This window comes from Pseudomonas sp. Emmai, assembly GCF_055179735.1.
Map to the genome: position 1 here is coordinate 5739753 of NZ_CM143685.1, position 19523 is coordinate 5759275.

Genomic DNA, 19523 nt, shown 5'->3' on the forward strand with positions numbered 1-19523 from the left:
TATGTCCACCGAACAATTGCTGAAAACCCCGCTGCACGCTTTGCACATCGAACTCGGCGCGCGCATGGTGCCGTTCGCCGGCTACGACATGCCGGTGCAATACCCGCTGGGCGTGATGAAAGAACACCAACACACCCGTGATCAGGCCGGGCTGTTCGATGTGTCGCACATGGGCCAGATCCGCCTGACCGGCGCCAATGCCGCCAAGGCCCTGGAAACCCTGGTGCCGGTGGACATCATCGACTTGCCGGTGGGCATGCAGCGTTACGCGATGTTCACCAACGAGACGGGCGGCATTCTTGACGACCTGATGGTTGCCAACCTGGGTAACGATGAACTGTTCCTGGTGGTCAACGCCGCTTGCAAGGATCAGGACCTGGCGCACTTGCGCAAGCATATTGGTGATCAGTGCACCATTGAGCCGTTGTTCGAAGAGCGCGCGTTGCTGGCCTTGCAAGGTCCGGCCGCCGTGACCGTACTTGCACGCTTTGCCCCTGAAGTGGCGAAGATGACCTTCATGCAGTTCGCCCGCGTGAAACTGCTGGGTGTGGATTGCTTTGTCAGCCGTTCGGGCTACACCGGCGAAGACGGTTTCGAAATCTCCGTGCCGGCCGCCAATGCCGAAGCCCTGGCCCGTGCTCTGCTCGCAGAACCTGAAGTCGCCGCCATCGGCCTCGGCGCGCGCGACTCGCTGCGCCTGGAAGCCGGCCTGTGCCTCTACGGCCATGACATGAACACCGAGACTACGCCGATCGAAGCCAGCCTGCTGTGGGCCATCTCCAAGCCACGGCGTGCCGATGGTGCGCGGGCTGGCGGCTTCCCGGGCGCTGAAACTGTATTCGCTCAACAGCAAGGCGGGGTCAGCCGCAAGCGCGTTGGTCTGCTGCCGCAGGAACGTACGCCAGTGCGCGAAGGCGCAGAGATCGAAAACGAAGCCGGCGAGATCATCGGCAGCGTCTGCAGCGGCGGCTTCGGACCGACCCTGGGTGGCCCGCTGGCCATGGGTTACGTCGACAGCGCTTACATCGCGCTGGAAACACCGGTTTGGGCAATTGTTCGTGGGAAAAAGGTGCCTTTGCTTGTAAGCAAAATGCCATTTGTTCCACAACGCTACTACCGCGGTTGATTGACTGTTTCTATAAGTAACGCGATTGCGTTAACAGTGCACTACTCTGTAACGCAACCGCCATAAAACAGTGCATGCTTTCGCTTATGAACTTGGCTTATAACGATCGAAAACAATTGAACACCTGTTTCGAATAAGCCGCACTAGTGGACCGACTAACAGCCACCAACCTGAGCAAAACCGGGCCCCTCACAGGGGCTTGTTTTTTATTGGCTAGTTGGCGTAGAGTTTGTTCACTGTGTTTGCATGGGTCGCTTGGAATCGTGACCTGGGCAGTAGCCTACAAGTTAGCTACATCCCGTTCGACGTCTTCTTACTCTCCTGCAACCAGCCCCAGTACTCTTTCATGAGAAAGAGACTGTCATTAATTTTTGCGTCAAAGGAAATAAGAAATGTCCCAACGTCAGAGCGGTACCGTCAAGTGGTTTAACGACGAGAAAGGTTTTGGTTTTATCACTCCTGAAAGCGGTCCGGATCTGTTTGTGCATTTCCGCGCCATCCAGGGCAACGGCTTCAAGAGCCTCAAAGAAGGCCAGAAAGTGACTTTCGTCGCTGTGCAAGGCCAGAAAGGCATGCAGGCTGACGAAGTACAAGCAGAAGCCTAACCTTCTGTAACGAAAAAGCCCCTGATGCTGACATCAGGGGCTTTTTTGTGCGCGTAAATCCGTAAAATGGCTTTCTTTTTTCACCCAGAGGCTGCCATGTCGAAACACCTGCTCAAACCCCAGGGCGACTTCCCCGCCGCCACGTTGGGTCGTCGCCTGGCAGCGATGTTCTATGACTTCCTGTTGTGCACCGCCCTGTTGATCGTCACCAGCGGCCTCTACAAGATGATCCAGATGGCGATCATCGGCGAAGACAAGATGCGCACCCTGACCGAAGCCGGCGCCCTGGACGGCGATCCCTTACTGTCAACGGTGTTGTTGTTCGTGCTGTTCGGCTTCTTCGCCAAGTTCTGGACCTGGTCCGGCCAGACCCTGGGCATGCAGGTGTGGTGCATCCGGGTGCAGAACGCCGATGGTTCATCCATCAGCTTGTGGCAGGCGTTGTTGCGGTTTGTGGTGTCGATTGCATCGTGGCTGTGTGTGGGCCTGGGGTTTCTCTGGCCGCTGTTTGATAAGCAGAAGCGCAGTTGGCATGACATGTATTCCGATTCGCAGCTTGTACGCATTCCAAAGAAACAGAAGTAGCGCCCACAAAAAAGATCGCAGCCTTCGGCAACCCCTGTAGGAGCCGAAGGCTGCGATCTTTTGATCTTGCCCTTAGATATGACGCTTAAGCGTTCCCAGCCAACTTCATCCGCGCCGCCTGGGTAAAGTCCAGCATCCGCTTCAACGGCCGAATCGCCTGCGGAATCAACGCCGGATCGACAAAGATCTCGTTCGTCCCTTCCTTCAAGCTCTTGAGCGTGCGCTCAAGGGTGTTCATCGCCATCCACGGGCAGTGCGCGCAACTGCGGCACGCGGCACCGTTACCGGCCGTTGGGGCCTCGATGAAGACCTTGTCCGGGCACAGCTGCTGCATTTTGTAGAAAATGCCGCGGTCGGTGGCGACGATGAAGGTCTTGTTCGGCAGGCTTTGCGCCGCAGCGATCAGCTGACTGGTAGAACCGACGGCGTCCGCCAGTTCGATTACCGCTGTCGGCGACTCTGGGTGCACCAGAATGGCCGCGTCCGGGTACAGCGCTTTCATGTCTTCGAGCTGCTTGGACTTGAACTCCTCGTGAACGATGCAGGCACCGTCCCACAGCAACATGTCCGCTCCGGTCTTACGCTGAATATAAGTGCCCAAATGTTTATCCGGGCCCCAGATGATGGTCTCGCCGTTATCCATCAGGCTTTCGACGATCTCCAGCGCGCAGCTTGAAGTCACCACCCAGTCCGCCCGAGCCTTGACCGCCGCCGAAGTGTTGGCATACACCACCACCGTGCGTTCCGGGTGCTGATCGCAGAACGCCGAGAACTCGTCCACCGGGCATCCCAGGTCCAGCGAGCAGGTCGCGTCCAGGGTCGGCATCAGCACGCGTTTTTCAGGGTTGAGGATCTTCGCGGTCTCGCCCATGAACTTCACCCCGGCGACCACCACGGTCTTGGCCGGGTGGGCATTGCCGAAGCGTGCCATTTCCAGGGAGTCGGAGACGCAGCCACCGGTTTCTTCGGCCAAGGCCTGAATCACCGGATCGCAATAGAAGTGAGCCACCAGCACCGCGTCCTGAGCCTTGAGCTCGGCAGCGATGGCAGAACGGTAATAGGCCTCTTCCTCGGCGGTCAGCGGCTTGGGCTGCTTGGCGTCGAGGTGAGCTTGAACCAGTAGGCGTTCGGAAATTTGCGTCATGATCGCAAGACCTGCGGGCGCTTTCGCGCGAAAGTCGAGTATACACCCGGCTCCGGACCCCTTACGGGTACCGCCGGGAGAGTGAGTATTCATCAGGCACAGCGTTGGAGCCGGGCAAGGCTACAGAATATCCCGTGGATGCAAAAGATGATTCTGACCTGCGTCACGCGGTGTAGCACCGCGTGGAGTCGAACTCAAATCGCAGGCAAAAAAAAATCCGGAAATCCTCACTTGCGTGGGCCTTCCAGACTTTTAAAACTGCTACAAAAAATGGTGGGTCGTGTGGGATTCGAACCTACGACCAATTGGTTAAAAGCCAACTGCTCTACCAACTGAGCTAACGACCCGCTGTGTGGTGGCGCGTATAATACTGATTTTTAAGGACTATTCAACACCTAATTTGAAATAAATCAAAAATAAGGTGTTGGGTCGCTGATTCCGGCTGCTGCGAAGCCTTCTGCACGCAGGCGGCAGCTGTCGCATTTGCCGCAGGCATAGCCTTTATCGTCGGCCTGATAGCAGGAAACCGTCAGCCCGTAATCAACGCCCAGCTTCACGCCGGCCTGGACGATCTGCGCCTTGCTCAGGTTTTGCAGCGGGGCCTGGATACGGAAACCGTTGCCTTCGACACCGGCCTTGGTCGCCAGATTGGCCATGCGCTCGAAGGACTCGATGAACTCGGGACGGCAGTCCGGGTAACCCGAATAGTCCACGGCGTTCACACCAATAAAAATGTCACGCGCGCCGAGCACTTCAGCCCAGCCCAACGCCAGCGACAGAAACACCGTGTTGCGCGCAGGCACGTACGTTACTGGGATACCTTCACCTGGCGTTTCTGGAATATCGATGCTGCTGTCGGTCAGTGCCGAGCCGCCCATACCGTTCAGGTTCAGACCGATCACCTTGTGCTCGATCACACCCAGGTCGCGAGCAACACGGGCGGCGGCGTGCAACTCAGCGTGGGAGCGTTGGCCGTAGTCGAAGCTCATGGTGTAGCAGGCGTAGCCTTCAGCCCGGGCCATGGCCACGACTGTTGCCGAGTCCAGGCCGCCGGACAGCAGGATCACCGCACGTTTCTCGGTAGTGTTCAGTTGTTCAGTCATATCAGCGCCCCGGCTCGTCATTCCAAAGATATTTATGCAGCTGCAATTGCAAACGCACTGGCAGATTGTCCGCCACCACCCAGTCAGCCAGGTCCCGTGCATTGAGGTCATGGTGACTTGGCGAGAACAGCACTTCGCCGGCTCGTCGGTCCAGACCGTACTGGATCAACTTGGACACAGCCCAGTCGTAGTCCTCCCGCGAGCAGATGACAAACTTCACCTGGTCGTTGGGCGTCAGCAGTTCGATGTTCTCATAGCGGTTGCGGTGCGCTTCTTTCGAACCCGGAGTTTTCAGATCGACGACGCGACTGACCCGGGAATCTACCGCCGAGATGTCGAGCGCACCACTGGTTTCCAGAGACACTTCGTAACCGGCGTCGCACAACTGCTTGAGCAATGGGATGGCGTTGGGTTGCGCCAACGGCTCGCCGCCGGTGACACACACGTAACGCGGACGAAAACCGGCCACTTGCGCGAGGATGTCGTCGAGGGGGCGAATGGTCCCGCCGGTGAATGCGTAGGCGCTGTCGCAGTATTGGCAACGCAATGGGCAACCGGTCAGGCGCACAAAAACAGTGGGCAGCCCGGCAGTCCGCGTTTCACCCTGCAACGAGTAAAAAACTTCGGTAATTCTCAATGTGTCTTGCATAGTCGCCACGGGCGTAACAGCTAAACAGGCTGTCCGCCTCCGTCAGGCTCTTCAAGGAACCCCGCCAACGCGCGAATCCCAAAAAGCGTGTTTCAGAAAAAGGGCGTGAATTCTAACGAAAAAACCCGCAACGAGTGCGGGTTTCTTCAAAACGGCTCAAACAGGCTTACATGCGCTGCAGATCGCGTTGAGCCAGCTGTGCGGCGGAAGTGCCCGGATATTGCGACACCACCTGTTGCAGAATGCCTTTGACCTTGTCGGTATGACCCAGGCGGCGCTCTACATCAGCGAGCTTGTACAGCGAGTCAGGCACTTTGGCGTGCTTGGGGTACAGCTGCGAAACCTTGGCAAACGCCTGACCTGCACCTTGCAGATCGCCTTTGGCCAAATTGACTTCGCCCAACCAGTACTGGGCATTGCCCGCGTATTGGCTGTTCGGGTATTTGCGCAGGAAAGCGGCGAAAGCCTGGCTGGCCTTGTCGAAATCCTTGGCTTTGATCAGGTCGAAGGCCGCATCGTAATACAGTTTTTCCTTCGCCGGATCACCCGGTTCACTGCTGGCGGCAGGGGCTTGAGCGGCGGCCGCTCCTGCACCTGCGCCTGCAGCGGCTGCTGCGCCGGGGGCATTCAGAGTGCCACCGGTGGAAGAATTATCAGGAGTCGCGGCCGGTGCAGCGCCGGTTCCTATGCGCCGATCAAGATCCTGGTATCGCTCCAGGCTTTCTTGCTTCATGCGCGATACATCATTTTGCAGAACTTCGATCACACCCTGTTGGCGTGAGATCTGCTCCTGCATGGATTGCAGTTGGTTGAACAGCTCGCCCTGTGCCGAGACAGGGGCCGAAACCCCTCCCCCGGCATAGGCGCCGTTCGTACCGTAACCCGCAGGCGGATAACTGCTCCCGCTGTTAGAACCGGAGTTGTTATCGACCACAGGAACCGCAGCCCACACCGCAAGCGGTGCGAGACTGAGAGCCAAAACAGTTACAGCACGACGGCACGTTCGCATGACGAATTACTTACGCAGTTCGACGCGACGGTTTTGAGCCCAGGACTGCTCGTCGTTGCCGGTAGCAACTGGACGCTCTTCGCCGTAGGAAACCAGTTCCAGCTGAGCTGGGGAAACACCTTGCAGTACCAGGTAGCGCTGAACGGCTTTCGCACGACGCTCGCCCAGTGCCATGTTGTACTCACGAGTACCACGTTCGTCGGTGTTGCCTTCCAGAACAACGCGAGCGCCGTTTGCTTTCAGGTCTTTAGCGTGAACATCCAGAGCGCGCATGGCTTCTGGCTTCAGGTCCGAGCTGTCGTATTCGAAGTAGAAAGTGGTGATTGCGCGCAGAGCAGCTTCTTCGCTCAGGGAGCCGTCAACTGCACCAGTGTTAGCGCCGTAACCAGCGTTTGGATCAACAGCGCCTTCACCGGCATTGTCGCCGCCTTTGGACGAGCAACCTACAGCTACAGCCATGGCCAGAGCCAGCGCAGCAAATTTACCAAACTTCAGCATTTCCATCGTGAAACTCCTAATGAACCCCAGTGTGTTAAGTAAAACGTGTAGCGCCGCGTCAGTTCAGGTAAGGGGACCAGGAAGGTTCTCTGACTTCGCCTTGTGCGGTAGGAAGCGGGAGCCTTACGCGTCCATTGATGGACACGAGCATCAAGACTCCCCGGCCCTGCTGGCGGGTGGCGTAGATTACCATGGTGCCGTTGGGCGCAACAGTAGGCGACTCGTCCAGAGTGCTATCAGTGAGGATTTTTACGCTTCCGCGCTGCAAATCCTGGGCCGCCACCTTGAAATTAGTGAAGCCGTCCTGGCGGTGAATCATCACCAGGGTCTTTTCATCGGCCGAAAGTTTCGGGTTTGCGTTGTAGTTACCGATGAAAGTCACGCGTTCCGCACCGCCGCCACCAACGCTGGTCTTGTAGATTTGCGGCTTGCCGCCACGGTCGGAGGTGAAGTAGATGGTCGAACCATCCTTGCCCCAGAACGGTTCGGTGTTGATGCCGGGACCGTTGGTGACACGAGTGATCTGACGCGAACCCAGGTTCATCACGTAGATGTCCGGGTTACCGTCTTTCGACAACACGAATGCCAGGCGATTGCCATCCGGCGACCAGGCTGGCGCGCCATTCAGGCCTTCGAAGTTGGTGATCTGCTCACGGCGGCCGGTGTCGATGTTCTGCATGAAGATGCGCGGACGCTTCTGCTCGAACGATACATAGGCGATGCGCTTGCCATCCGGTGCGAAACGCGGCGACAGGATTGGCTCGCGCGATTGCAGCAGGGTCACGGCGCGAGCACCGTCGTAGTCCGAACGTTGCAGCGTATAGCGCGTGTTCTTCTCGGAGAAGCGCTCGGCGGTCACGTACAACAGGCGAGTCGAGAACGCACCTTTAATACCGGTGAGCTTTTCGAACGACTGGTCGGCGATGTAGTGCGCCATGTCGCGCAGCTGATCAACCGTACCGGAGACACTGCCTTCCGATACTTTTTGCTCGGTCGCAACGTTGAACAGCGAGTATTGGACCTGCAAGCGACCGCCCGCCGGAACAATGTTGCCGACCATGATGAACTGGGCGTTTACCGCTTTCCAGTCACGGAAAATGATTTCGCTCGGCTGGGTCGGCTGGCTGATCATGTTCTGCTTTGGAATCGGCGAGTAGTAGCCCGAGTTGCGCAAGTCATTACCGATGATTTCGGCCATGTCATCCGGCAGCACGGTGCCGCCCTGGAAACCAAATGGCACTACGGCAATTGGAGTTGCCTGGGAGCTACCACTGCTGACCAGAATGTTTTTTTCATCTGCGCTCGCCAATCCTGCAAAGCAGAACATGACTACAAGCAGTCCTCGAAGAAGGTTTCTCACAAGGCTAGATCCTCAGGTGTGAATGTCATCTTGAATGAACGATAGGGTGCGAAATCACTTGCCTTCAGACCCTGCATTTCGGTCAAACGACCAATATTTTTTACTGCCGCTACCGCTGAACTGTCGAACGGCACATCACCACTGGAATGAGCTACCGAGACGCCGGAGATCGTTCCGTCAGGCAACATGTTGATCTGCAGGATCACCTTCATGCCCTTGCGGGCCGACGGCGGCTGCGCCCAACCTTCAGAAGCGCGTGAACGAATCAGGTCATCGAAGTTGCCGGCGACTTCGTCACCCTGCTCATCGGCCAACGCCTGCTGACGCTCCGGCTTGTCGGAAAGCAAATCTGCCAAGGCCTGAGCCTTTTTGTCTTCGACCGATTTACGTGCCGCATCCTGCGATTTCTTCTTCGCAGCATCGGCAGCAGCTTTCTTCTTGGCTTCGTCGGCGACTTTCTTCTTCGCCTCTTCAGCGTCAGCTTTCTTCTTGGCGTCGTCCGCGGCTTTCTTTTTCGCGTCTTCGACGATCTTTTTCTTCGCTTCTTCAGCGGCCGCTTTCTTGGCCTCTTCTTCCGCAGCCTTCTTGGCTTCTTCTTCAGATTTCTTCTTGGCTATATCAGCCAATTGTTTCTCTTCGGCCTTTTTGGCTTCGGCGGTCTTCTTGGCTTCGTCGGCTTTCTTGGCTTCATCAGCCTTTTTGGCTTCCTCAGACTTCTTGGACTCGTCGGCCTTCTTGGCTTCCTCGGCTTTTTGAGCCGCTTCTTCTTTCTTTTGTTCCGCAGCCTTCACCGCTTCCTGCTCGACCTTCTTCTGTTCCATCTGTTCGACTTCAGTCTGGCGCGCAGCAGATTTCTGCGCTTCACCCGCAATCTTCTGATTGGTCTGGGTGACAGCCCGACTTTTCGATTTCAGCTGGTACAAGGTCGCCTGGACAATCGGCTTGGCCGGCGGCAACTCAGGCGTCAGGGCAAAACTGACGAACAGCATGCCGAAAACCAGCACGTGCAAGCCAATCGCCCAGACACTAGGCCAGAAGTAGCTTTCCGAGGCTGTTGGCTCTCGTTGTTGCTGCATCAGGGCGCCTCGGTAATCAAGCCAACATTACCGACCCCGGCTTTCTGCAACCCGCCCATGGCACCCATGACGGATCCGTAGTCGACGGTCTTGTCACCACGGATGAACACCTGGGTACGCTTGCCGCCTTCAGTGCCTACGCGAATGATCTTGGTCACGGCGTCGGTCATCTGCGGCAAGGTCATCGCCTTGTCCTGCTGCTTTTCGGTGTCGACTTCGCTGCCAAGGTTCCAGTAGTAGGTCTTGTCAGCCTTGATCGAAATGGTCAGGACCTGGGTGTTGTTGTCCTGCGGCAAGGCTTCGCTGGAAACCTTGGGCAGATCAACTTTCACGCCCTGATTGAGCATCGGCGCGGTCACCATGAAGATGACCAGCAGTACCAGCATCACGTCGATGTAGGGCACCACGTTCATCTCGGCGACCGGCTTGCGCTTTTTGCGAGCTCGAGCGATTAAAGCCATTGGAAATTACCTGCTTATTCTTCGCTGGTGTGCACTTTGCGGTGCAGGATCGCCTGGAATTCGTCGGCGAAGGTGTAGTAACGGCTCAGCAGGGTTTCGCTGCGGGCAGCAAAACGGTTGTAAGCGATAACGGCCGGGATGGCTGCGAACAGGCCGATAGCGGTAGCCACCAGTGCTTCGGCAATACCCGGGGCCACGGTGGCCAGGGTCGCTTGCTGGGCAGTTGCCAGGCCGCGGAAGGAGTTCATGATGCCCCAGACCGTACCAAACAGACCGATGTACGGGCTGACGGAACCGACAGTGGCGAGGAACGGCAAGCTCTGCTCGAGCTTTTCTTCTTCGCGGGAAATGGCGACGCGCATGGCACGGGCCACGCCTTCCATGACCGCTTCAGGGTCAACCCCTGGCTGCTGGCGCAGACGGGAGAATTCCTTGAAACCGGCACGGAAGATCTGCTCGACGCCCGAATCCGGGTCAGGGTTGCTGCCGGCCTGACGGTAGAGTTTGGACAGGTCGATACCCGACCAGAAGCGCTCTTCAAAGCTCTCCAGGGCACGTCGACCGGCGCGCAGCAAATTGCTGCGCTGAAAGATCATGATCCATGAGGTCACCGATGCGGCTACCAGAATCAGCATTACCAACTGCACCACGACGCTGGCATTGCTGACCAGGCTCCACATGGAGGAATGGTCGACGACGTTAGCTTCCACGCTTTATCTCCTGCTTTGAGTGTGTACCCGCGCCGCTCACGTCGGCAAAGGCCGCACGTAGAGCTTCGGGAATGGCCCGGGGTTTCAAACTGTTAGTGCGCACACAGGCCACCAAAAACTGCCCTTCGCAGAGCAGCACATTATCCGTAGCCCGCCTGACCTGCTGTTTAAAGCGCAGGCTGACACGGTTCAATTCGATTACTTCAGCGCTTACCAGCAGCTCGTCGTCCAGTCGCGCCGGCGCGTGGTAACGCGCTTCGCTGGAATGCACGACGAACAACAGGTCCTCCCCTGCCAGCTGGGATTGGGCAAAGCCCAGTTCCCGGAGCCGCTCGGTTCGAGCCCGTTCCATAAACTTGAGGTAATTAACGTAATACACGATGCCGCCCGCGTCGGTGTCCTCGTAATAAACGCGACAACGATGTGCGAACGGCTCAAGCCCGTTTTGCGCGCGCATACTCTAGTGCTTACTCCTCAGGTTGCCAATCCGGCGAGGCAACTGTTTTTGATTGTTTCTGCGGCTTTCCAGTGAAAGATTCGTCATGTGAGCCCCTAGGACCACACAAACCGTCAATCGATCAGCCCGCAAAGGTGATTAATCGTCTACTGCATCAAGGAACTCGTCTACCACGGGCATCTCGCCCAATCGTGACGGAATGTTTAAACCGAAGTGCAGGTACGCGTGCCGGGTGACGACCCGCCCCCGCGGGGTACGCATGATATAGCCCTGCTGAATCAGGTACGGCTCCAGCACGTCTTCGATGGTGTGGCGCTCTTCGCTGATGGCCGCGGCCAGGCTGTCCACCCCCACCGGGCCACCGTCAAACTTCTCGATCATGGTCAACAACAGGCGTCGATCCTGGTGATCAAAGCCACGTTCGTCGACATCCAGCAGGTTCAGGGCCAGGTCGGCGATGGGTTTGGTGATGTGGCCCTTGGCGCGGACTTCGGCGAAATCCCGCACCCGGCGCAACAGGCGGTTGGCGATCCGCGGCGTGCCACGGGCGCGGCGAGCAATTTCGAAGGCGCCCTCCGGGTCCAGCGGCAAGCCGAGGATGTTCGCCGAGCGCATGACAATCGTCGCCAGGTCGGCGGTGCTGTAGAACTCCAGGCGCTGCACAATCCCGAAACGGTCGCGCAATGGGTTGGTCAACATGCCGGCCCGCGTGGTGGCACCGACCAGGGTGAACGGCGGCAGATCCAGCTTGATCGACCGCGCAGCCGGGCCTTCGCCGATCATGATGTCGAGCTGGAAATCTTCCATGGCCGGGTACAGCACTTCTTCGACGATCGGCGACAGCCGATGGATTTCGTCGATGAACAGCACATCGTGCGGCTCAAGGTTGGTCAGCAATGCCGCCAAATCACCCGGACGCTCAAGGACCGGGCCCGAGGTGCTTTTGATCGACACGCCCATTTCCTGGGCGATGATGTTGGCCAGCGTGGTTTTACCCAGGCCCGGCGGGCCGAAGATCAGCGTGTGATCCAGGGATTCGTTACGGCCACGGGCAGCCTGGATAAACAACTCCATTTGCTCGCGAACGGTCGGCTGGCCAATGTACTCGGCCAGGCTGAGGGGACGAATCGCGCGGTCCTGGACTTCCTCGCGGTCGCGAGGGCCAGGTGTGGCGGCAATCAGACGATCAGCTTCAATCACTTAAATCATTCCCTTCAGGGCACGGCGAATCAGGTCTTCACTGCTCAAGCCTTTCTCCTTGATCGAGGTAATCGCCTTGCTGGCTTCCTGCGGCTTGTAGCCCAGGGAGACGAGCGCGCTGATCGCATCACTCTCGGCGGTGACCGTCGAAGCTGGGGCATCCGGCCCACCCGGCTGGTTCGGCACCAGGGCGAACATCGCCGGTACGGTTTCCCAGGCCTTGAAGCGGTCCTTGAGTTCCACCAGCAGACGTTCGGCGGTCTTCTTGCCCACGCCCGGCACCTTGGTCAGCGCCGAGGTGTCCTGGGACTGCACGCAACGCACCAGCTCATCGACTTCCAGGCTCGACATCAGGGCCAGGGCCAATTTCGGCCCGACACCATTGAGACGGATCAACTCGCGAAAAAAGTCTCGCTCACGCTTACTGGCGAAACCATAGAGTAACTGCGCGTCTTCGCGTACGACTAAATGGGTGTGCAAGGTCAGCGGTTCACCGACCGACGGCAAGCGGTACAGCGTGGTCATGGGCACTTCCAGCTCATACCCCAGGCCGTTTACATCCAGAATCAGGTGCGGCGGCTGCTTTTCAGCCAGGGTGCCGCGCAAGCGTCCAATCACGTTTCGAATCCTTGAGCGTTGGCCAGGCAGGTGCTGGCGACTGACAGGACAAGGGTTTTGCGCCGACGACACAGGCGCAAAACCCTCATCCCGTAAAAATGATTGCTGATGCTATCAGAGACGCAGGCGCCCGCCACGACTGCGTGCAGTTCCCAGGCCATGAGGCAGCAGGCTGGAACGGGTATGCGCATGACAAATGGCGATGGCCAGGGCGTCCGAGGCATCGATTTGCGGCTTGCTGGTCAGTTTCAGCATGTGCATGACCATCATTTGCACCTGCTCTTTATTCGCCGCGCCGGTGCCAGTGACCGCTTGTTTGACCTGGGTCGCGGTGTACTCGGCGATTTCCAGGCTTTCTTCGGCGCCGGCGACAATGGCCGCGCCGCGAGCCTGGCCCAGCTTCAGCGCCGAGTCGGCGTTGCGGGCCATGAAGACTTTTTCGATGCCCATGGTGACAGGGCCGTAGGTCTGGATGACTTCGCGCACGCCGCGATAGACGATCTGCAGGCGTTCGTGCAACTCGCCGGAGCCGGTGCGGATGCACCCCGACGCCACGTACACGCAGCCGCGTCCGGTATCACGTACCACGCCATAACCGGTGATGCGCGAACCGGGGTCGATACCAAGAATTAAAGTCATAACGCCTGCGCAATGTGGTGCGATCGCTGAGGGGAACCGTAGGCGCTGCCGAAGGCTGCGATCTTTTGGCTCTTGAAAATCAAAAGATCGCAGCCTTCGGCAGCGCCTACAGTGTAGAGCGGGTGAAGGCCGCGATCTTGATAGATGCATCAACCCAGCTGTGCGGCAACCGACTCCGGAATGTCCGCGTTGGAGTAGACGTTCTGTACGTCATCCAGGTCTTCGAGCATGTCGATCAGCTTGAGGACCTTCTCGGCACCCTCCAGGTCCAGTTCGGCACTGGTGGTCGGCAGCATGACGATTTCCGCGTCATCCCCTTTGAAACCAGCCGCTTCCAACGCGTTACGCACGGAGTAGAACCCGGCAAACGAAGTGAACACGTCAATCGAACCGTCTTCGTGGGCAACCACGTCATCGGCGTCGGCTTCCATGGCCGCTTCCATCAGCGCGTCTTCGTCAACGCCCGGCGCGAAGGAAATCTGGCCCTTGCGCTCGAACAAATACGCCACCGAACCGTCAGTACCGAGGTTGCCGCCGCATTTGCTGAACGCGTGGCGCACAGCGGCTGCGGTGCGGTTACGGTTGTCGGTCATGCACTCGACCATTACCGCCACGCCGCCCGGGCCGTAGCCTTCGTAGGTCAGTTCGACCATGTCGTCGGTGTCGGCAGCGCCAGCACCGCGAGCCACCGCGCGATCAATGATGTCGCGACTCATGTTCGCGCCAAGGGCCTTGTCCAGCGCCAGGCGCAGACGCGGGTTGGAACCTGGATCGCCACCACCCTGACGGGCCGCAACGGTCAGTTCACGAATCCACTTGGTGAAAATCTTGCCCTTCTTGGCATCCTGACGTTCTTTGCGGTGCTTGATGTTCGCCCACTTGGAATGACCCGCCATATCTCGCTCCGAATTCTCTTTGAAACATTGCCCGCTGCGCACGTTCGCGCCAGCCAGCAAGAAAAAATCTCGACCTATGAAAAAGGCGCATCCCATAAGGATGCGCCTTCAGGGTCAGCCTTACTCAGCCTTTGGCGTTTCGCGCAAACGAATGTGCAATTCGCGCAATGCCTTGGCATCTACAGCACCCGGAGCCTGCGTCATGACGTCAGCCGCGCTCTGGGTTTTCGGGAAAGCGATCACTTCACGGATCGACTGGGCGCCAGTCATCAGCATCACCAGACGGTCCAGGCCGAAGGCCAGACCACCGTGCGGCGGCGCGCCGTATTTCAGGGCGTCGAGCAGGAAGCCGAATTTCTCTTCCTGTTCCGCTTCATTGATACCCAGCAGGCGGAAAACGGTCTGCTGCATTTCCTTGCGGTGGATACGGATCGAACCGCCACCCAGCTCGGTGCCGTTCAGGACCATGTCGTAGGCACGGGACAACGCGGTCGCCGGGTTGGCTTCCAGTTCTTCCGGGGTGCACTTCGGCGCGGTGAACGGGTGGTGCAAGGCGGTGAAGCTGCCGTCGTCGTTCTCTTCGAACATCGGGAAGTCGACGACCCACATTGGCGCCCACTTGCAGGTCAGCAGGTTCAGGTCGTTACCGACCTTGATCCGCAGCGCGCCCAGGGCTTCGCTGACGATCTTGGCTTTGTCGGCGCCGAAGAACACGATGTCGCCGTCAACCGCGCCAACGCGATCGAGGATCACATTGAGGTTGGCTTCAGGGATGTTCTTGACGATTGGCGACTGCAGGCCTTCGACGCCTTTGGCGCGCTCGTTGACCTTGATGTACGCCAGGCCCTTGGCACCGTAGATGCCGACGAACTTGGTGTAGTCGTCGATCTGCTTGCGCGGCATGCTCGCAGCGCCTGGAACGCGCAGGGCGGCAATGCGGCATTTCGGGTCGTTGGCCGGGCCGCTGAACACCTTGAAGTCGACGTCTTTGAGTTGATCTTCAACGTCAACCAGTTCCAGCGGGTTACGCAGGTCCGGCTTGTCGGAACCGTAACGGCGCATGGCTTCTTCGAAGGTCATGTGCGGGAAGTCGCCGAATTCCAGATCCAGCACTTCCTTGAACAGGTTGCGGATCATTTGTTCGGTGATGGTCATGATCTCTTTTTCATCGAGGAAACTGGTCTCGATGTCGATCTGGGTGAATTCCGGCTGGCGGTCAGCCCGCAGGTCTTCGTCACGGAAGCACTTGGCGATCTGGTAGTAGCGGTCGAAGCCGGCAACCATCAGCAGTTGCTTGAACAGCTGTGGCGATTGCGGCAAGGCGAAGAAGGAACCGGCGTGGGTACGGCTCGGCACCAGATAGTCACGCGCGCCTTCCGGGGTGGCACGAGTCAGGATCGGCGTCTCGACGTCGAGGAAGCCGTTCTCGTCCAGGAAGCGACGGATGCTGGTGGTCATGCGCGAACGCAGGCGCAGCTTCTCGAGCATTTCCGGGCGACGCAGGTCGAGGAAGCGATAACGCAGGCGGGTTTCTTCGCCAACGTCGGAGAACTCGTTGAGCGGGAACGGCGGGGTTTCCGATTCGTTCAGCACTTCCAGCTCGTAGCCCAGCACTTCGATCATGCCCGACGCCATGTTGGCGTTGGTGGCACCGGCCGGACGCAGACGCACCTTGCCGGTGATCTTCACGACGTATTCACTGCGCACGCGATCGGCGGCAGCGAAGCTCTCGGCGCGGTCCGGATCGAATACCACCTGGGCCAGACCGTCACGATCACGGATATCGAGGAAAATCACCCCACCGTGGTCACGGCGACGGTGAACCCATCCGCAAAGGGTAATTTCCTGGCCTTCCAGGGCTTCGTTCAGTTGGCCGCAATAATGGCTGCGCATCATGGTAGTGGTTTCACTTCTCGTAATCGAAATTCGGTTGGAGGCCTTGCAGATGGTGCAAGAGCTCGCGCGTGTCGTTCAACTCAGGTCCAAGACCCTAGTCAGCTTTGTCGCCGCCGGCCAGATTCTTCTTGGAACCGGTCTTGAAGTCGGTTTCATACCAGCCGGTGCCACTGAGGCGGAAACCCGGCATGGACAGCATCTTCTTGAGCTCTGGCGCCTGGCACGCAGGGCAGTCGACCAGCGGTGCTGCGCTGATCTTTTGAATGGCTTCCAACTGATGACCACAGGAAGCACATTGATAGTCGTACATCGGCATGGGGGTTGTCTCGGCGATCAGATTGCTACCGCTTACACTGGGTTTTGCGGCAAAGAGCGGGATTATATCCATTAAATGCAGCCTGTGCAGCCGTAAGACTGCACAGGCCGACATACCACCCGCTGCGGCGTGAGCCACGGGAGGAACGTGCGTTACTTCAAGCTGTGTACAACGCAGACAACGCGCACCAGCCCGGTGAAATTCTTCACCCCGCCATGACGCAAATGCACCTCGCGATCCACGTGGGACAACAGTGCACTGACGGAGCAACCATTGAGCGTGGCCATCTCGCCCAGAATTTCCCAATAGACCTGCTCCAGCCGCAGGCAAGTCGCAAAACCGTTCAAGCGCACCGATCGGGATAACGGCCTGGCCAGCCCCATATCGAATTCCCTGACGAACGGATCAACCTTTATAGCCGGTTGCGCACCGGGCCTCCACTCGCTTCGACTTCCTCCATAAACCATACCGCTGACACTCCTTTGCCATCCTGGTTTCGATAAGAGCAACCTCCTGTGCCCTTATCAAAACGCAGGCGCAAAGTTATATCCAGATGACTTTTTGACCATCCACGTAGGATAAGCCAACAGCTGGGAGAGGATCATGGACACGGTCCTAGGCTGGACTGTTTCCTACAAAGCCCGGGGTATTTTCTTTGGCTGAAAGGGTATTTGGCTGAGAGAAAAAGCCGTGCACGAACAACGCTCCCCGGCGCCATCCGCGCACCTCGCGGTTACTGATCGAGCAATGAGCGCAACATCCACGCGGTTTTTTCGTGAACCTGCATGCGCTGGGTCAGCAGATCCGCGGTGGGTTCATCGCTGACCTTGTCCAGCAACGGGAAGATCCCGCGGGCTGTGCGGGTCACGGCTTCCTGGCCGTCGACCAATTGCCTGATCATGTCTTCGGCACTCGGCACACCCTCTTCTTCTTTAATAGAAGAAAGACGTGCATATACCGAATAGGCACCGGGTGCCGGGAAACCCAACGCACGAATGCGCTCGGCGATCAAATCGACCGCCAGGGCCAATTCGTTGTATTGCTCCTCGAACATCAAGTGCAGGGTGCGAAACATCGGCCCCGTGACGTTCCAGTGGAAGTTATGGGTTTTCAAATAAAGCACATAAGTGTCCGACAACAGACGCGACAGCCCGTCGACGATGGACTTGCGATCCTCTTCACTGATACCGATATCAATTGCCATGCTTATCCCCTAAAGGTGATGAAATTCATCCGACAAGTGCAGGACCACTGTAGCAAGGCTGTCCACACCCTGCAGTCCCGGATGGCCAGCCGAGCTGCGACAAATCGCCCACGGGGGCACCGCTGGCCTGCCTGATTTGAGTAGCCGCAGGCTTTGCTGTTAAATAGGCAGCGTGTCGCCACTCCCCTATTTTTCCGGGTGCGGCGCATAGGCTGGTAGCGGGTACGTGTCCACCGCCTCTTATTGTTCTGAAGCGGACCGTGCTCAATCAGCTCTTCCTTGTGATCCGTCTTAACGTGAGTCAATCAAAATGTTGAAAATCGTCCACCTGCTAATGGGCGCAGCTGCTTTGCTGCTGTCCTTCATCCCTAGCCTGCGATCCGAAGCGGTACCTTACCTGCAACAACCCGATGCGCTGTACCTGGCCTTTTTCGGCCTGCTCAACCTGACCCTCGCTCCGGTTATCCCTTACTGGAACAAAGGTCCTCGTCACCAACTGCAAAACCTGGTCAGCGCCCTGCTGGTCCTGGCTGTCGTGCTGCAAACCCTGACGCTGATCGCGCCGATGCCGGTGATTGCCGGTCAACCCGCGGTTCTGTTCAGTCTCGTTGTTACCCTGGTCGCCGTGCTCCTGCACCTGGCCATCAGCTTCTACAAATCGTCACCGGCCGCCGCCTCGCCAAGCTATGACATGAGCAACCGCGATACCGGCACCGTCAAGTGGTTCAACACGTCCAAAGGCTTCGGCTTTATCTCCCGGGATTCCGGCGATGATATTTTCGTGCACTTCCGGGCCATTCGTGGCGAAGGCCACCGCGTTCTGGTCGAAGGCCAGCGCGTGGAGTTCTCCGTGATGAATCGCGATAAAGGCCTGCAAGCCGAAGACGTGATTGCCGCACTGCCCCGTCGCTGATTCCGAGCGATAAAAAAACCGCGAACAGCCTGGCTGTTCGCGGTTTTTTATTGCCCGGCGTTTGGCCGCTCTACTTAATAATGCGGCGGTGGCGCCTCTTCTTCGGAGGACTCGAACTGGCCAGCCATTTCTTCCTGGCGCCGCAGCAGCGCGGCCATTTGCAGTTGCAGGCGTTCGACCACCCGCTGTTGCGTCACGAGAATATCGTTCAATGACTGAATGGTGTCGTCCTGGAACGCCAGTTGGCTTTCCAGATCGTTGACGCGCTCTTCCAGGCCCATGGCTCAGCCCTCCAGAAACGTGAAGTGATCGGTCAAGACCAGGCGCAGCCGTTCGCGGATCACCGCGACCTGCTCGGCGCTGTAGGGCTTGGCCGGGTGCTTGCCCCAGACCGGGGCGGGCCAGGCGGCATCCTCGCGTTTGCGCACAATCACATGCATATGCAACTGACTGACAACGTTACCCAGCGCCGCAACATTCAACTTGTCGGCGTCGAACGAGTCCTTGAGCATTTCTGCCAGGGCGGTGGTTTCCTGCCAGAGCTGCTGCTGATCGGCGACATCTAACTGAAACAACTCGCTGATATCTTCGCGGCGCGGTACCAGGATGAACCAGGGGTAGTTCGAATCGTTGGACAAGAGCAACCGGCAGAGAGGGAAATCGCCGATGGGTAAGGTGTCTTGTTGAAGTCGTGGATCTAAAGCGAACACTGTGCGCACTCCCGCCTGTTTCATCATTTTCAGCTTAGCGCCGCCCACCGGAGGCTGCGCGCCAAGCGACAGAACCGCAGCATACCTGCGAATGCCCCGGGCTTCACGACGAACCCGGCCCGCAGGGTCAACTCAGCCATGCGGTCCCGCGCCCCGAGATGAGACATTTTTGTCCGGCGCGCACCATTACAGCACCGATGCGGCAGCGAAAACCGCCGAAATGACCGACAAACACTCCTCCGTTCGCGCCCTGCCACTGGCCACGCTGTATGAATACAGCACAGCGAATAAAATTTTTTGCACCAAAACCGCACATCGCGTCTACGCTGAGTCCGTCGGGGATCCGCC

24 protein-coding genes and 1 tRNA gene are annotated in these 19523 nt (G+C 58.2%); 4 read left to right on the plus strand and 21 right to left on the minus strand.

What is annotated here, in order from left to right; genetic code table 11:
* Window position 1 precedes the first annotated feature (1 nt).
* The 3 genes from gcvT to ACY4LX_RS26390 all read left to right on the plus strand — a co-directional run bounded on the left by gcvT (window position 2) and on the right by ACY4LX_RS26390 (window position 2316).
* Entirely contained in the window at window positions 2-1126 is a 1125-nt protein-coding gene (gene gcvT / locus ACY4LX_RS26380) for a glycine cleavage system aminomethyltransferase GcvT (protein ID WP_463258284.1), read from the plus strand.
* Between the two features lie 392 nt (window positions 1127-1518).
* On the plus strand, window positions 1519-1731 hold the full coding sequence (locus ACY4LX_RS26385) for a cold-shock protein (protein ID WP_003175786.1): 213 nt from the start codon (window positions 1519-1521) through the stop codon (window positions 1729-1731).
* 96 nt (window positions 1732-1827) lie between these two features.
* Window positions 1828-2316: an RDD family protein gene (locus ACY4LX_RS26390; RefSeq protein WP_463258285.1), complete on the plus strand. Its 489-nt coding sequence runs from the start codon at window positions 1828-1830 to the stop codon at window positions 2314-2316.
* A gap of 85 nt (window positions 2317-2401) precedes the next feature.
* On the opposite strand, the gene nadA is transcribed toward ACY4LX_RS26390, so the two are convergent.
* The 19 genes from nadA to ACY4LX_RS26485 all read right to left on the minus strand — a co-directional run bounded on the left by nadA (window position 2402) and on the right by ACY4LX_RS26485 (window position 17552).
* Window positions 2402-3460, minus strand: coding sequence for a quinolinate synthase NadA (gene nadA / locus ACY4LX_RS26395; RefSeq protein ID WP_149657881.1), 1059 nt, complete (start codon window positions 3458-3460; stop codon window positions 2402-2404).
* Between the two features lie 271 nt (window positions 3461-3731).
* A tRNA-Lys gene (locus tag ACY4LX_RS26400) sits at window positions 3732-3807 on the minus strand.
* A gap of 63 nt (window positions 3808-3870) precedes the next feature.
* Window positions 3871-4563: a 7-cyano-7-deazaguanine synthase QueC gene (gene queC / locus ACY4LX_RS26405; protein WP_149657882.1), complete on the minus strand. Its 693-nt coding sequence runs from the start codon at window positions 4561-4563 to the stop codon at window positions 3871-3873.
* Window position 4564: 1 nt separating this feature from the next.
* Entirely contained in the window at window positions 4565-5212 is a 648-nt protein-coding gene (queE, locus tag ACY4LX_RS26410; RefSeq protein ID WP_149657883.1) for a 7-carboxy-7-deazaguanine synthase QueE, read from the minus strand.
* Between the two features lie 166 nt (window positions 5213-5378).
* Window positions 5379-6221 carry a tol-pal system protein YbgF gene (gene ybgF, locus ACY4LX_RS26415; protein ID WP_149657884.1) on the minus strand — a complete coding sequence of 281 codons (843 nt, stop codon included), beginning with the start codon at window positions 6219-6221 and terminating at the stop codon, window positions 5379-5381.
* Between the two features lie 6 nt (window positions 6222-6227).
* Window positions 6228-6725 carry a peptidoglycan-associated lipoprotein Pal gene (gene pal, locus ACY4LX_RS26420; RefSeq protein WP_003178634.1) on the minus strand — a complete coding sequence of 166 codons (498 nt, stop codon included), beginning with the start codon at window positions 6723-6725 and terminating at the stop codon, window positions 6228-6230.
* 52 nt (window positions 6726-6777) lie between these two features.
* Window positions 6778-8046, minus strand: a complete 1269-nt coding sequence (gene tolB / locus ACY4LX_RS26425; protein WP_218585736.1) for a Tol-Pal system beta propeller repeat protein TolB — start codon at window positions 8044-8046, stop codon at window positions 6778-6780.
* A gap of 29 nt (window positions 8047-8075) precedes the next feature.
* Window positions 8076-9155 carry a cell envelope integrity protein TolA gene (tolA, locus tag ACY4LX_RS26430; RefSeq protein ID WP_149657886.1) on the minus strand — a complete coding sequence of 360 codons (1080 nt, stop codon included), beginning with the start codon at window positions 9153-9155 and terminating at the stop codon, window positions 8076-8078.
* Entirely contained in the window at window positions 9155-9607 is a 453-nt protein-coding gene (tolR, locus tag ACY4LX_RS26435) for a protein TolR (RefSeq protein WP_166656030.1), read from the minus strand. The genes tolA and tolR overlap by 1 nt, the downstream gene beginning before the upstream one ends.
* A 23-nt stretch (window positions 9608-9630) precedes the next feature.
* The gene (tolQ, locus tag ACY4LX_RS26440; RefSeq protein WP_054044990.1) at window positions 9631-10326 is read right to left on the minus strand and encodes a protein TolQ; all 696 of its coding nucleotides are present in this window, start codon (window positions 10324-10326) and stop codon (window positions 9631-9633) included.
* A complete protein-coding gene (gene ybgC, locus ACY4LX_RS26445) occupies window positions 10316-10783 on the minus strand; it encodes a tol-pal system-associated acyl-CoA thioesterase (RefSeq protein ID WP_149657887.1) in 468 nt (155 codons plus the stop codon). The genes tolQ and ybgC overlap by 11 nt, the downstream gene beginning before the upstream one ends.
* Before the next feature lie 138 nt (window positions 10784-10921).
* Entirely contained in the window at window positions 10922-11983 is a 1062-nt protein-coding gene (gene ruvB / locus ACY4LX_RS26450; RefSeq protein ID WP_133838095.1) for a Holliday junction branch migration DNA helicase RuvB, read from the minus strand.
* Window positions 11984-12601, minus strand: a complete 618-nt coding sequence (ruvA, locus tag ACY4LX_RS26455) for a Holliday junction branch migration protein RuvA (protein ID WP_149657888.1) — start codon at window positions 12599-12601, stop codon at window positions 11984-11986.
* A 114-nt stretch (window positions 12602-12715) separates the two neighbouring features.
* Window positions 12716-13240: a crossover junction endodeoxyribonuclease RuvC gene (gene ruvC, locus ACY4LX_RS26460; RefSeq protein ID WP_008147379.1), complete on the minus strand. Its 525-nt coding sequence runs from the start codon at window positions 13238-13240 to the stop codon at window positions 12716-12718.
* A 149-nt stretch (window positions 13241-13389) separates the two neighbouring features.
* Window positions 13390-14136 carry a YebC/PmpR family DNA-binding transcriptional regulator gene (locus ACY4LX_RS26465; RefSeq protein ID WP_149657889.1) on the minus strand — a complete coding sequence of 249 codons (747 nt, stop codon included), beginning with the start codon at window positions 14134-14136 and terminating at the stop codon, window positions 13390-13392.
* A 120-nt stretch (window positions 14137-14256) separates the two neighbouring features.
* On the minus strand, window positions 14257-16032 hold the full coding sequence (gene aspS, locus ACY4LX_RS26470; protein WP_463258286.1) for an aspartate--tRNA ligase: 1776 nt from the start codon (window positions 16030-16032) through the stop codon (window positions 14257-14259).
* A 94-nt stretch (window positions 16033-16126) separates the two neighbouring features.
* Window positions 16127-16348 (minus strand): FmdB family zinc ribbon protein, encoded by a 222-nt coding sequence (locus ACY4LX_RS26475; protein ID WP_010457489.1) that lies wholly within the window; start codon window positions 16346-16348, stop codon window positions 16127-16129.
* Between the two features lie 152 nt (window positions 16349-16500).
* Window positions 16501-16815: a ribbon-helix-helix domain-containing protein gene (locus tag ACY4LX_RS26480; RefSeq protein ID WP_149657891.1), complete on the minus strand. Its 315-nt coding sequence runs from the start codon at window positions 16813-16815 to the stop codon at window positions 16501-16503.
* Between the two features lie 266 nt (window positions 16816-17081).
* The gene (locus tag ACY4LX_RS26485) at window positions 17082-17552 is read right to left on the minus strand and encodes a Dps family protein (RefSeq protein WP_149657892.1); all 471 of its coding nucleotides are present in this window, start codon (window positions 17550-17552) and stop codon (window positions 17082-17084) included.
* 310 nt (window positions 17553-17862) lie between these two features.
* Here ACY4LX_RS26485 and ACY4LX_RS26490 point away from each other — a divergent pair, with 310 nt between their 5' ends.
* On the plus strand, window positions 17863-18465 hold the full coding sequence (locus tag ACY4LX_RS26490; protein ID WP_133838099.1) for a cold-shock protein: 603 nt from the start codon (window positions 17863-17865) through the stop codon (window positions 18463-18465).
* Window positions 18466-18539: 74 nt separating this feature from the next.
* Here ACY4LX_RS26490 and ACY4LX_RS26495 read toward each other — a convergent pair whose 3' ends face one another.
* Both ACY4LX_RS26495 and ACY4LX_RS26500 read right to left on the minus strand, forming a co-directional pair.
* On the minus strand, window positions 18540-18746 hold the full coding sequence (locus ACY4LX_RS26495; protein ID WP_149657893.1) for a SlyX family protein: 207 nt from the start codon (window positions 18744-18746) through the stop codon (window positions 18540-18542).
* 3 nt (window positions 18747-18749) lie between these two features.
* Window positions 18750-19175, minus strand: a complete 426-nt coding sequence (locus ACY4LX_RS26500) for an HIT domain-containing protein (protein WP_054045765.1) — start codon at window positions 19173-19175, stop codon at window positions 18750-18752.
* Between the last annotated feature and the right edge of the window lie 348 nt (window positions 19176-19523).

Coding starts and splice junctions, on each gene's coding strand:
- ruvC (WP_008147379.1), bottom strand. CDS start 13,240: ATGACTTTAATTCTTGGTATCGACCCCGGTTCGCGCATCACCGGTTAT.
- ACY4LX_RS26490 (WP_133838099.1), top strand. CDS start 17,863: ATGTTGAAAATCGTCCACCTGCTAATGGGCGCAGCTGCTTTGCTGCTG.
- ACY4LX_RS26495 (WP_149657893.1), bottom strand. CDS start 18,746: ATGGGCCTGGAAGAGCGCGTCAACGATCTGGAAAGCCAACTGGCGTTC.
- ACY4LX_RS26475 (WP_010457489.1), bottom strand. CDS start 16,348: ATGCCGATGTACGACTATCAATGTGCTTCCTGTGGTCATCAGTTGGAA.
- ACY4LX_RS26485 (WP_149657892.1), bottom strand. CDS start 17,552: ATGGCAATTGATATCGGTATCAGTGAAGAGGATCGCAAGTCCATCGTC.
- queE (WP_149657883.1), bottom strand. CDS start 5,212: ATGCAAGACACATTGAGAATTACCGAAGTTTTTTACTCGTTGCAGGGT.
- ACY4LX_RS26390 (WP_463258285.1), top strand. CDS start 1,828: ATGTCGAAACACCTGCTCAAACCCCAGGGCGACTTCCCCGCCGCCACG.
- tolB (WP_218585736.1), bottom strand. CDS start 8,046: ATGTTCTGCTTTGCAGGATTGGCGAGCGCAGATGAAAAAAACATTCTG.
- nadA (WP_149657881.1), bottom strand. CDS start 3,460: ATGACGCAAATTTCCGAACGCCTACTGGTTCAAGCTCACCTCGACGCC.
- pal (WP_003178634.1), bottom strand. CDS start 6,725: ATGGAAATGCTGAAGTTTGGTAAATTTGCTGCGCTGGCTCTGGCCATG.
- ACY4LX_RS26385 (WP_003175786.1), top strand. CDS start 1,519: ATGTCCCAACGTCAGAGCGGTACCGTCAAGTGGTTTAACGACGAGAAA.
- ACY4LX_RS26480 (WP_149657891.1), bottom strand. CDS start 16,815: ATGGTTTATGGAGGAAGTCGAAGCGAGTGGAGGCCCGGTGCGCAACCG.
- ybgC (WP_149657887.1), bottom strand. CDS start 10,783: ATGCGCGCGCAAAACGGGCTTGAGCCGTTCGCACATCGTTGTCGCGTT.
- ybgF (WP_149657884.1), bottom strand. CDS start 6,221: ATGCGAACGTGCCGTCGTGCTGTAACTGTTTTGGCTCTCAGTCTCGCA.
- queC (WP_149657882.1), bottom strand. CDS start 4,563: ATGACTGAACAACTGAACACTACCGAGAAACGTGCGGTGATCCTGCTG.
- tolA (WP_149657886.1), bottom strand. CDS start 9,155: ATGCAGCAACAACGAGAGCCAACAGCCTCGGAAAGCTACTTCTGGCCT.
- aspS (WP_463258286.1), bottom strand. CDS start 16,032: ATGATGCGCAGCCATTATTGCGGCCAACTGAACGAAGCCCTGGAAGGC.
- gcvT (WP_463258284.1), top strand. CDS start 2: ATGTCCACCGAACAATTGCTGAAAACCCCGCTGCACGCTTTGCACATC.
- ACY4LX_RS26465 (WP_149657889.1), bottom strand. CDS start 14,136: ATGGCGGGTCATTCCAAGTGGGCGAACATCAAGCACCGCAAAGAACGT.